This window comes from Moellerella wisconsensis ATCC 35017, assembly GCF_001294465.1.
GTDB lineage: Bacteria > Pseudomonadota > Gammaproteobacteria > Enterobacterales > Enterobacteriaceae > Moellerella > Moellerella wisconsensis.
This window is the reverse complement of record NZ_LGAA01000016.1, coordinates 102,844-115,273: the sequence shown is the minus strand read 5'-3', so window position 1 is coordinate 115,273 and position 12,430 is coordinate 102,844. Positions and strand designations below refer to the sequence as shown.

The window sequence follows — 12,430 nt, the reverse complement described above, 5'->3', positions numbered from 1 at the left end:
AAAGCCGTATCTGGGCATACTCGATAGCGTATGCCCCACTTGTTGTATACTAATAATCGCCAAATTGCTATTACCCCTTACTACTGAAAAAATAAAAAACGCTCTATATTTCAGCAGATAAACGCAAAATCGTATTATTTAATTGACACCTTAGCTAAGCTTGAATATCATTCTGCACAGATACAGAATTGTTCGGGGCTATAGCTCAGCTGGGAGAGCGCTTGCATGGCATGCAAGAGGTCAGCGGTTCGATCCCGCTTAGCTCCACCAATCTTTTCCAGATAGATTGGTTTTATCGAAGTCTAACTATGTAATCTAACTATATAGTTGATAAATATAAATAATTTTTTGTATTTCGGGGCTATAGCTCAGCTGGGAGAGCGCTTGCATGGCATGCAAGAGGTCAGCGGTTCGATCCCGCTTAGCTCCACCAATTCTTAAACCCTGAAAGTGTGCTTTCGGGGTTTTTACTATTGAGCAAATAATAAGTCCACTCTGTAAATAACCTTCCGGTTTTGTCTATCCTACAAATTCATGCAGCGCACTCGCTATTTAGATCATTTTCATCTCTCTACCATCTATCGCTCTAGCAAGCTAATAATTCATAGTCTATTGTGGATATAAGCTGTTGCAGATAGACCTCCCGCCGATATTTTTATATCGTGTTATTTTTACACGCTATATTTCAGCAGCTATATGGATATAAACCGACGACGAATAAGCAGTCTAGTCCAATTCATTGGCATTTCTGCTACAAAATATAAGTGTGTATAGATAATCGGATTAAAATCAATCTAGAGCCGCTAAAGCACTTATTTGCGCTTTAGCGGTTTAATTAGCCCATCAAGCCCTTCAATCTTCACTGCTAGGGTCATCTCCATCAATTGGCCTAAACGACCTGCGGGAAAGGTTCCTTTACGATAAAACCATAGTAGATATTCTTCAGGAAGGTCGATCAGTACTCTGCCATGATATTTGCCAAACGGCATTATAGTATTAGCAATATCTAATAAATCGTGTTTTTCCATACTAGCAGATCTCCCTCAAAGATTTTAATCCCAATGATAGGATTGTTATTGTTCACTGTTGTTAGAATGTATTCATTGAATCTAGTCATAAAAAATAATAAGCAATATAACGCAAAACGGCATTCCTAAGAATGCCGTTTTGCTATTATTTATGCTCTGAATATTAGACAATTAATCCAACAACAGCCCCAGACAAGAAACTGACCAGCGTTGAGCCGTATAATAATTTCAATCCAAAACGTGCAACGGTATTGCCTTGTTTTTCATTTAAGCCTTTAATCGCTCCCGCTACAATTCCAATAGAAGAAAAGTTAGCAAAAGAGACTAAGAAAACAGACAGAATAGCGATAGAACGTGGAGATAGTTCGCCAATAATTTTGGTCAAGCTATCCATGGCAACAAATTCGTTAGACACCAATTTAACCGCCATTATCCCACCCACTTTTAATGCTTCATCCGCAGGGATACCGAGGATCCAAGCAAAAGGATAAAATACATAGCCGAGGATAGTCTCAAAATCAACACCAAAGACTGCAGAGAAAATACCATTTACCATTGCTATTAACGCAATAAAACCAATCAGCATTGCTGCAACAATCAAGGCAACTTTAAAACCAGCCAGAATGTATTCGCCTAACATTTCAAAAAAACTTTGACCTTCATGAAGATTATTCATTTGAATATCTTCTTCTTTATCAACCTCATACGGATTAATAAGTGATAAAACAACGAAGGTACCAAACATGTTCAACACCAATGCAACAATGACATATTTAGGATCTAGCATAGTCATGTAAGCACCAACAATCGACATGGAAACGGTAGACATCGCCGTTGCTGCCATAGTGTACATTCTACGATCTGACATCTTATTAAGTATATCTTTGTATGCAATGAAGTTTTCTGATTGGCCGAGCACCAATGAGCTCACCGCATTAAAAGATTCTAATTTTCCCATGCCATTGACTTTAGATAAAACAGTCCCGATCGCACGGATAACTAATGGCAATACTTTAATATGTTGCAGAATACCAATAAGTGCAGAAATAAAGATAATCGGGCAAAGTACTTGTAAGAAGAAAAATGCCAGTCCACCCTCCATCATGCCGCCGAAGACAAACTCAGTCCCATGCCGCGCGTATCCTAAAAGATATTGGAAAATATTTGCGAAGCCACGCACAAAACCTTCACCTACATCAGAGCTTAAGAAAAACCATGCAAGCCCAATTTGGATAACTAGCAGCTGAATAATATAACGAGGACGAATCCCTCGACGGTTATTACTAGCTAAGATAGCCAGTCCACAAATTACAACTAGTGATAAGATAAAATGTAGGATTGAGGTCATTAGCGACTCCATCAGATCAGTAAATAATTAATGACTTCATTCTATGTAACAAGAAACAATAAAATGAGATTAAAGTCACAATAATATGAAAATGCTTAGAGCCTATTTTTAAAATAAGCTAGCTTGATCACACTTTAGGGCTATTGCTAACTATTTGAAAATAAATTTGATCTAGGTCAGTAGCCTCACCAATAACTAGATTATCAGGCTACTGACCACATTTTATACTTCGCCAAAGAGACGGATCATTTCATCTTCATCAATGACTTGGATACCCAATTCAGTAGCTTTTACCAATTTAGAACCTGCGGCTTCGCCGGCTATAACCATATCTGTTTTTTTCGAAACACTCCCGGTAACCTTGGCACCTAAGGCCGCCAGCTTATCTTTTGCCTCATCTCGAGTTAACCGAGTTAATGAACCGGTAAGCACCACCGTTTTGCCAGCAAACGGCGAATCAAAAGTACTAATATCCTGTACTTGAACTTCCTGCCAGTAGATCCCTGCTTTGTTAACTAACTCATTGATAACGTCTTGGTTATGCGTTTCTCTAAAGAAATTAACTACATGCTTAGCCACCACATCACCCACATCTTGTACCGTTTTCAATGACTCGATATCAGCAGCCATTAAATCAGTTAAGCTGCCATAATGAGCCGCTAAATTTGCGGCTGTAGCTTCTCCAACCTCACGAATACCCAAAGCATAGATAAATCTAGCTAATGTAGTTTGCTTAGACTTTTCCAGCGCATTAATCAGATTCAACGCTGATTTGGGCCCCATCCGATCGAGACCAGTTAATATTCCCGCAGACAGTTGATACAGTTCAGCTGGTGTATGGACATATTCTTTCTCCACCAGCTGATCGATTATCTTATCGCCCATTCCATCGACGTCCATCGCGCGGCGTGAAACAAAATGTTTTAATGCCTCTTTTCGTTGTGCGCCACAAATTAATCCCCCCGTACAACGTGCGACGGCTTCACCTTCGATGCGTTCGATATCAGAGCCACATACTGGGCAATGGATCGGAAATTCAATCTCTCGGCTATCTTTAGGCCGTTGATCCATCACAACATTCACAATCTGAGGGATGACATCACCCGCACGACGAATTACCACGGTGTCACCGATACGTACACCTAGACGGGCGATTTCATCCGCATTATGCAGTGTCGCGTTACTTACCATTACGCCAGCAACTTGTACTGGCTCTAGGCGTGCGACTGGGGTAATTGCGCCTGTACGCCCGACTTGGAACTCAACATCTCTCAGTAATGTCATTTGTTCTTGCGCAGGGAATTTAAACGCCGTCGCCCAACGCGGTGCACGCGCGACAAAACCTAAGGTTTGTTGCAAGCTCAATGAATCAACTTTAATTACCACGCCATCAATATCAAAACCGAGGGTTGGACGGGCAGCTTCCACTTTATGATAAAATGCCAATACTTGTGCACTACCTTTGCACAATTGAACCCATTCAGTAACGGGTAATCCCCACGATTTAAACTGCATCAATCGTTCATAATGACTGCTTGGCAGTTCTCCGCCTTCCAGTAATCCAACGCCATAACAGTAAAAAGTTAATGGGCGTTTAGCCGTAATTCGCGGATCTAATTGACGTAATGAACCTGCGGCAGCATTACGCGGATTAGCAAAAACTTTACCATCTGTACGTCGAGCGGCTTCATTCAATGCCTCAAAGCCTTTTTGCGGCATAAATACTTCACCGCGAATTTCGACACGCTGAGGAATATTGTCGCCAATCAAACGCAGTGGGATTGCCTTAATAGTTCGAACATTAGCGGTAATATTCTCACCGGTGGTACCGTCACCACGCGTGGCCGCTTGAACTAATTCTCCATTTTCATACAGCAAACTGACCGCTAAACCGTCCAGCTTTAATTCACAGCAAAATATAAGATCGTCATTATTTTTAAGCCGATCATGAATTCGCTTATCGAATGATAAATAGCTGGCTTCATCAAACACATTATCTAATGACAACATAGGAATAGCATGGCGAACGGTTTCGAACGACGATAAAGGTTGCGCCCCGACACGCTGAGTCGGTGAATCTGAAGTTACCCACTGTGGATATTCGGCTTCAATAGCCTTTAATTCCTGCATCAACTTGTCATATTCCGCATCCGGAATTTCAGGAGCATCAAGCACATGATACAAATATTCATGATGACGAAGTTGTTGTTTCAACTGGTCAAGGTGTTGTTGTTTTGTTTTCATGATCACCAACAGCGATAAAAAACCCCCATTGAGCGGGGGTTTTATTAATGAGAATTGATTAATTCAATGTATTGCGTATTCTAGCCTGATAAACCTCTATTTTTTGAGGTGTCAGCAATTTACGTTCATCATCCAACACAATACCGCCCACATCTGATGCAATACGTTGTGCCGCTTGCAGCATCAATTTAAAATTCTGAGCTGCATCGCCATAAGAAGGAACCATCAAGAACATAGTCACCCCTGGGGTTGCAAAATTAGCCATCGTTTCAGGATCAAACGAGCCAGGTTTAACCATATTGGCCATACTAAATAGCACAGGCCCAGTCCCTGAAGGGCTGACATGGCGATGAAAAATACGCATTTCACCAAATTGAAAACCCGCCTGTAGAATACTTTGCAGCAAGACTTCACCGTCCAGCATTTGTCCTTGATGTGCGGCAACATGCAGAACTAATACCGTCTCTTTACTGCTAGCGGCCTGATTATCTTTTGATTCAGGCGCTTTTTCAGTATTCGTCTGAGCAGGCTGTGGCTGAACCGGCTGCTCAGATTTTGACTGAGATGCACTAGGTGTCATTTCTGGTACCGAGTCAGCAGATTTTACCTTAACAGGTTGTTCAGTTGTTTCCATGGGTTGCTGCTCCGGAGCAGTAACCGGTGCGATTGGCGCAGAAGGTGCTTGAGGCGCGGCCTCAACACTGACTGTCGGCTCAACTGTTTGTGACTGAATTAACTCGCGTTCTTGCATCGGTTCATGCTGAGTAGCCGTCATCGATGGTAACTCAGTGTTTTCCACGCGCGGCTGAGTTGGCTCCTGAGCTGGCACTTGAGGCGCGGGTTGTTCTCTTTTTTGTTGCGGTTCTACAAATAACGCCGAGTCTTGTTCATCCTCTGACGATAATTGTTGATCCTCTTGTTTACGGCGTTTAATTGGGCGATTACGAAATAATTTAGAACGCTCTTTACGACTCGTCCACAAACCATGTAGTAACAGAGCTACTATGGCTATCGCACCCACGACCACTAATATCAGACGCAAATCCTGCATCGCTGCTATCTCTAGTTGTTAAATGATAATGCCAATATGGCAGAAACTTCTCCCCTAAGATTATTTGTCAAACGCGCTAAGTGCAACCCTCAGAACGCTTTTCTTGCAAGAAAGAGAATATTCCGCCCCCTGTTTGCGTATTTTTCAAACAAACACCGTCTAGCCAGACAAAAATACAGACTATATGATACAGGTTCAACCGCAAAGGAGATAATAAGAAGTATGACGCATTCGACAAATTCGCGACAAAATAGGAGCGGCTTTTATTATTTTGCCCAAGGCTGGCATTTAGTCACCCGTCCGGGCATTAAACGATTTGTATTATTGCCCCTATTAGCAAATATTATTTTACTGGGAGGTGCATTTTGGTGGCTATACAGCAAACTGGGGGATTGGATCCCACAATTAATGAGTTACGTTCCCCACTGGCTGCAATGGCTTGATTATCTTATTTGGCCATTAGCGGTATTATCGGTATTACTGGTATTTACTTATTTCTTCAGTACCGTCGCCAATATTATTGCTGCGCCATTTAACGGCTGGTTAGCGGAGAAACTGGAATCTGAATTAACAGGGATCCCATCCCCCGATATGGGCATGGCTGACCTTATCAAAGACGTACCTCGGATACTGAAACGCGAAATGGTCAAATTGATTTATTTTGTCCCGCGCGCGATTATCTTATTACTGCTCTTTTTAATCCCTGGTTTTGGACAAACAGCCGCGCCCATTTTATGGTTCATTTTTGGTGCGTGGATGATGGCTATCCAGTATTGTGATTATCCTTTCGATAATCATCGTGTTAGCTTTCCTTCAATGAAACAAGCCTTAAGCAAAGACCGACTCAATAATATTCAATTTGGCGGAGTAGTTAGCTTACTCACGATGATCCCTATTGTAAATTTATTGATTATGCCTGTGGCCGTCTGTGGCGCTACCGCAATGTGGGTAGACCGTTATCGTGAACAACATAAGCGCTTTTAATGTGTAGATAATATCAATATTAATCAGCAATATATCGATTAATAATCACATTAAGCACAGTAACTCATCTCCATACAGGGCGGCATCTTGCCATAAGCGCCAGTCGCCCTGCTCATTAATAACGATCGCTACAATTGAATCACTGATAAAAGGATAAATACTCCTTGCCAAAGTATTCCACTTGTTGATAGAACCAATAGGAATAAAATGATAATTGGTTATAAGCTTATAGATAAAACATATTTGCAATAACCCATTGTTCACGTATGGTAATTCTAATTTTTTCAGTACGGCAGTACCTACATTTAATGAATATTAAGGATATCCGATGAGCAAAATCTATGATGATAATTCGTTGACAATTGGCCATACTCCTTTGGTTCGCCTAAAACATTTCGGTAACGGTAATATTCTGGCAAAAATAGAATCTCGTAATCCAAGTTTCAGTGTTAAATGCCGTATTGGAGCTAATATGATTTGGGATGCCGAGAAAAAAGGTACCCTGACCAAAGATAAAGAATTAGTTGAGCCAACCAGTGGGAATACGGGGATTGCTTTAGCGTATGTAGCCGCGGCAAGAGGCTATAAATTGACCCTTACTATGCCAGAAACTATGAGTATCGAACGCCGTAAACTGCTCAAAGCCTTAGGTGCCAAACTAATTCTGACTGAAGGCGCTAAAGGAATGAAAGGCGCGATAGAAAAAGCCCAAGAAATCGTTAATAGTTCGCCTAATCGCTATTTATTATTGCAGCAATTCAATAACCCAGCCAACCCCGAAATTCATGAAAAAACTACCGGGCCAGAAATCTGGCAAGATACCGATGGTAAAGTTGATGTAGTAATTGCCGGCGTCGGCACAGGTGGTACTATCACCGGTATTGGACGCTATTTAAAACAAACACAAGGTAAAGATATTACCTTGGTTGCTGTCGAACCAGAAACCTCACCAGTCATCAGTCAAACCTTAGCTGGCGAAGAAGTCAAACCGGGTCCCCATAAAATTCAAGGCATCGGTGCGGGCTTTATTCCTGCCAATCTGGATCTTTCATTAATCGATCGTGTCGTAAAAATTACCGACGAAGAAGCTATCAGTACAGCGCGCGCGATTATGGAAAAAGAAGGTATTTTAGCGGGTATATCCTCTGGAGCAGCTATTGCTGCTGCCGTCAAAATGGCCGCAGAATCCGAATTTAAAGATAAAAACATTGTAGTTATCCTGCCATCATCCGGTGAACGATATTTGAGTACAGTATTATTTGCTGACTTAGCTGATGATTAGCCTAAAATAGCTAATTCGGTTAAAATTTAGTTACAAAAAGCACCTTAATGGTGCTTTTTTTGTGCATTAGATCAAAGTTTAGCATGTATAGAGATGATTTATTTCTATGGGTTTAGTATTAAATCACTAATTATTTCGAGCCGCGAAATTAATACCTTTCAGACGATGATTTTTGTTTAGTAGACTGGTAAGCTAACTTATAATCTTTTGAATTATTCAGTCATCTAACTGACAAAGATTTGACGATAAACAATGCATGAAACCTTTTTATTGGTTCATACTCTAAGTATACGCAAAACCAGATTATTTCATCTACAATAATTCTGGATTTAATAAAATCTAAAGATATTGAGGAAATATTATGTTCCAGCAAGAAGTCACTATTACAGCACCAAATGGCCTACACACTCGTCCAGCAGCCCAATTCGTTAAAGAAGCTAAAGCGTTTAAATCTGATATTACGCTGACTTCAAGCGGTAAATCTGCCAGCGCAAAAAGCTTATTCAAATTGCAGACTCTCGGCCTGACTCAAGGCACTTTAGTGACTATCTCTGCCGAAGGTGAAGATGAGCAACAAGCCGTTGAGCATTTGGTAAAATTGATGGGAGAACTGGAATAATTTGTTTGTTGTTAAACAATATAACCAGTTATATTAATGTTCCATTCTCCATCCCTGGGTTTTCAATCCAGGGATATCAGTTTAGTAATTCACATTACGCCCAACTGTTAACTCTCAGCATCAGAACATCTCAGTAGTAAGGTAATATTATGATCTCAGGAATTTTAGTTTCACCCGGTTTTGCTTTTGGTCACGCCCTTCTCCTAAAAGAAGACCCTATTGTTATCAGCTCAAAAAAAATTGATGACGGCCAGATTGAATCAGAAATTCAGCGCTTTATTGATGGACGCAATAAATCAGCTGATCAGTTAAATATTATCAAAGAGAAGGCTGAAAAAAATCTTGGCGCTGAAAAAGCAGAGATTTTTGAAGGTCATATCATGCTACTTGAAGATGAAGAGTTGGAACAAGAAATTATCACTCTGATTCAGAAAGATAAAAAAACTGCCGATGCAGCGGTACATTCAGTTATTGAAGATCAAGCGCAAGCACTTGAAGATTTAGATGATGAATATCTGAAAGAACGTGCAGCAGACGTTCGTGATATCGGAAAACGCTTACTCAAAAATATTCTAAACATGAATATCGTTGATTTAAGTGCAATTACTGAAGAAGTAGTTTTAGTCGCCCAAGACTTAACACCCTCAGAAACCGCACAGCTTAATTTAGATAAAGTACTTGGTTTTATTACTGATATCGGTGGCCGTACTTCTCACACCTCTATTATGGCTCGTTCGTTAGAACTGCCTGCTATTGTCGGTACATCAGATGCAACCCGTGTGATTAAAAACGGTGATTATATTGTATTAGATGGTGTTAATAATAAGATTTATGTCAATCCTTCTGATACCGAAATTGAAAAACTAAAAGCATTCAGAGACGAATTTAATCAAGAAAAACACGAACTCGCAAAACTAAAAGATTTACCCGCCATCACTCTTGATGGACATCAGGTCGAAGTTTGTGCCAATATTGGTACTGTCCGTGATGTTGCTGGTGCAGAGCGTAACGGTGCTGAGGGTGTTGGTCTCTACCGTACAGAATTTCTGTTTATGGATAGAGATACTCTACCAACAGAAGAAGAACAGTTACAAGCTTATAAAGCCGTTGCTGAAGCGATGGGAAGCCAAGCAGTTATCGTCCGTACGATGGATATTGGTGGCGATAAAGATCTGCCTTATATGAATTTACCTAAAGAAGAGAATCCTTTCTTAGGTTGGCGTGCAATTCGTATTTGCCTTGATCGCAAAGAGATCTTACATTCTCAGTTACGGGCTATTTTAAGAGCCTCAGCTTTCGGTAAACTGCGTATTATGTTCCCAATGATTATTTCAGTTGAGGAAGTTCGCGAGCTGAAAGCTGAATTAGAAATACTGAAGAGTCAATTGCGTGAAGAAGGTAAAGCATTTGACGAAAACATTGAAGTGGGTGTCATGGTTGAAACGCCAGCTGCAGCAGTTATAGCTCATCATCTTGCAAAAGAAGTTGACTTTTTCAGTATTGGAACCAACGATCTCACTCAGTATACTTTAGCCGTTGACCGTGGTAATGAACTGATTTCTCATCTGTACAACCCAATGTCACCTGCTGTCTTAAATCTGATTAAGCAAGTGATCGATGCATCACATGCTGAAGGTAAATGGACAGGAATGTGTGGTGAGCTGGCCGGTGATGAACGAGCAACCTTATTGCTGCTCGGTATGGGTCTGGATGAGTTTAGTATGAGCGCAATTTCAATCCCTGGTATCAAAAAATTGATCCGTAATGCAAATTTCAAAGATACCCAGGCATTAGCTGAGCAAGCACTTGCTCAGCCAACTGCTCAGGATTTGATGAACGTTGTAGATACCTTTATCAAAGAAAAAACGTTATGCTAATAAGGGATGTACATTAAACCCGGTTCCATATTAAAACGATTAGGAGAAGGTCCATGGGTCTGTTTGATAAACTAAAATCACTGGTTTCGGAAGCTAAAACTAGTACTGACTATATTGAAATTATCGCACCTTTATCCGGTGAAATTGTCAATATTGAAGATGTTCCTGATGTTGTTTTCGCAGAAAAAATTGTTGGTGATGGGATTGCTATCAAGCCCGCTGGTAACAAAATTGTTGCACCTGTTGATGGTACTATCGGTAAAATTTTTGAAACTAACCATGCGTTCTCTATCGAGTCTGTTGATGGTATCGAACTCTTTGTTCACTTCGGTATCGATACCGTTGAACTTAAAGGTGAAGGTTTTAAACGTATTGCTTCTGAAGGCCAGGCGGTGAAGAAAGGTGATTTAATCATCGAATTCGATTTAGCATTGCTAGAAGAAAAAGCTAAATCTGTCCTGACACCAGTTGTTATCTCAAATATGGACGAGATTAAAGAACTGAGCAAATTAAGTGGTTCAGTTACCGTAGGTGAAACAGTAATCATGAAGATCAAAAAATAATTATTGATCTTCCATACTCAGCTATCAATGACTTATTGATAGCTGAGGGATTAAAAACCTATGCTATAAAGCATAGGTTTTTTTATGACTAAAATAGTTTGAAGATAATTTGATAACTTAACTAAAAAATACTATCACCATTAAAATACCTCTTGCACTTATTCCGATGGTATTTGTGACTTAGTCATTTTTCGATATTTCTGGGGCGTCATACCAACAACCTTACGAAAAGTATCATAAAAGCGGCTAGAAGAATTAAACCCAGCGGTCAACGCTATATCAAATACCGTTTTATCACTGTCGCTTAATAATACCCGCGCATGATTTATACGCATCGCTGTAATATATTGCTTCATCGTCAACTGCATCACACTCTGGAATATTCCCATCGCATAATTTGAATTTAATTTTACATGCTCTGCGACCTGATTGACTGAGAGTGATGTATCATAATTTTCAGCTATAAATTCAAGCATTTGGCTGACATAAAATTGAGAATGTTTAGAAACGCCATTATTGGATGTTTTAGCTGCTTTATTGACCAATAAAGAATTCCATCCCATAAAACCGAATCGTTTAATCATTAAACTGATTTCTTCAATAGTAATCTGCTTAATTTGTTCATTCGATTGCGTTAACTCAGCTTGCCAGCGTGCGACCTCAAATGGGCTGACTTGATGTGGAAAGCTAGATCTCACAACCATCCCATGGGTGATATGATTAATAAGCTCTTTTTTTAATGGCCAAGATAAAAAGAGATGCATTGGCAAATTAAAAATTGCCATCGAGGTACAGTTATTCACACTAATTAATCGATGAGGAACACAAGCCCAAAATATCGTAATATGCCCCTGCTCTACACTAATTTTCTCACCATTAATCAAGTATTCAACATTTCCATCAAAAGGAATATTAACCTCAACTTGCCCATGCCAATGAGGTATAAGCATAGTTTCTGGAGTACGTAATTCAATTTCCATGCGTTGGTATTCAGAATAGAGAGCTAAAGGACTGGTTGTCCCGTCCTCTATTCCGACGTAATCAGAATTTAAATTATTTTTCTTAGTCGGCATACTCATACCTTATTCATATTTATAACGACAATATTGGTAATCACATTATCTGTAACTAAAACGTTATATCTAAAAAAGATAAAATATGATTTTACGATATATATATTTATTATTATTTATCAGTCTAATCTTAATAATTGGGAATAATATAGCTGTTATTAACTAATCCAGACACTAAATATAAAATATGTGATCAATATAACTTAACGATTTTAAACATTATTTTTTATCGCTCTCACTATAAATTCCCATTTTAGATAAAGTTTATCTCGAAAACTCAGATTAATGTGTTCAATATAATCGATGTGAGGATCCAGGAGTCTTTCTATCAATACATGGACGATTTTTGTTAAATTACTGT

11 protein-coding genes and 2 tRNA genes are annotated in these 12,430 nt (G+C 39.7%); 7 read left to right on the top strand and 6 right to left on the bottom strand.

The window, feature by feature from the left end:
- Nucleotides 1-194: 194 nt before the first annotated feature.
- Nucleotides 195-270, top strand: a tRNA-Ala gene (locus tag M992_RS07705).
- Nucleotides 271-357: 87 nt separating this feature from the next.
- A tRNA-Ala gene (locus tag M992_RS07700) sits at nt 358-433 on the top strand.
- A 379-nt stretch (nt 434-812) separates the two neighbouring features.
- On the opposite strand, the gene M992_RS07695 is transcribed toward M992_RS07700, so the two are convergent.
- From M992_RS07695 to zipA, 4 genes are all read right to left on the bottom strand, one after another.
- A complete protein-coding gene (locus M992_RS07695) occupies nt 813-1,028 on the bottom strand; it encodes a DUF3820 family protein (RefSeq protein ID WP_053908026.1) in 216 nt (71 codons plus the stop codon).
- Between the two features lie 163 nt (nt 1,029-1,191).
- Nucleotides 1,192-2,376, bottom strand: a complete 1,185-nt coding sequence (locus M992_RS07690) for a NupC/NupG family nucleoside CNT transporter (protein WP_053908025.1) — start codon at nt 2,374-2,376, stop codon at nt 1,192-1,194.
- Between the two features lie 222 nt (nt 2,377-2,598).
- The gene (ligA, locus tag M992_RS07685) at nt 2,599-4,620 is read right to left on the bottom strand and encodes an NAD-dependent DNA ligase LigA (RefSeq protein WP_053908024.1); all 2,022 of its coding nucleotides are present in this window, start codon (nt 4,618-4,620) and stop codon (nt 2,599-2,601) included.
- A gap of 58 nt (nt 4,621-4,678) precedes the next feature.
- Nucleotides 4,679-5,671, bottom strand: coding sequence for a cell division protein ZipA (zipA, locus tag M992_RS07680; RefSeq protein WP_053908023.1), 993 nt, complete (start codon nt 5,669-5,671; stop codon nt 4,679-4,681).
- Between the two features lie 222 nt (nt 5,672-5,893).
- On the opposite strand from zipA, the gene cysZ reads away from it, so the two are divergent.
- Complete coding sequence (cysZ, locus tag M992_RS07675; RefSeq protein ID WP_053908022.1) at nt 5,894-6,655, top strand: sulfate transporter CysZ; 762 nt, start codon at nt 5,894-5,896, stop codon at nt 6,653-6,655.
- Nucleotides 6,656-6,700: 45 nt separating this feature from the next.
- Here cysZ and M992_RS15555 read toward each other — a convergent pair whose 3' ends face one another.
- Entirely contained in the window at nt 6,701-6,826 is a 126-nt protein-coding gene (locus M992_RS15555; protein WP_255314096.1) for a hypothetical protein, read from the bottom strand.
- Nucleotides 6,827-6,983: 157 nt separating this feature from the next.
- On the opposite strand from M992_RS15555, the gene cysK reads away from it, so the two are divergent.
- From cysK to crr, 4 genes are all read left to right on the top strand, one after another.
- The gene (cysK, locus tag M992_RS07670; RefSeq protein WP_053908021.1) at nt 6,984-7,937 is read left to right on the top strand and encodes a cysteine synthase A; all 954 of its coding nucleotides are present in this window, start codon (nt 6,984-6,986) and stop codon (nt 7,935-7,937) included.
- Between the two features lie 361 nt (nt 7,938-8,298).
- The gene (gene ptsH, locus M992_RS07665) at nt 8,299-8,556 is read left to right on the top strand and encodes a phosphocarrier protein Hpr (RefSeq protein WP_047256063.1); all 258 of its coding nucleotides are present in this window, start codon (nt 8,299-8,301) and stop codon (nt 8,554-8,556) included.
- A gap of 149 nt (nt 8,557-8,705) precedes the next feature.
- Entirely contained in the window at nt 8,706-10,433 is a 1,728-nt protein-coding gene (gene ptsI, locus M992_RS07660) for a phosphoenolpyruvate-protein phosphotransferase PtsI (protein ID WP_053908020.1), read from the top strand.
- 53 nt (nt 10,434-10,486) lie between these two features.
- A complete protein-coding gene (gene crr / locus M992_RS07655; RefSeq protein WP_053908019.1) occupies nt 10,487-10,996 on the top strand; it encodes a PTS glucose transporter subunit IIA in 510 nt (169 codons plus the stop codon).
- Between the two features lie 158 nt (nt 10,997-11,154).
- Here the strand turns inward: crr and melR are convergent, their stop codons facing one another.
- On the bottom strand, nt 11,155-12,069 hold the full coding sequence (melR, locus tag M992_RS07650) for a transcriptional regulator MelR (protein ID WP_053908018.1): 915 nt from the start codon (nt 12,067-12,069) through the stop codon (nt 11,155-11,157).
- Nucleotides 12,070-12,430 lie beyond the last annotated feature (361 nt).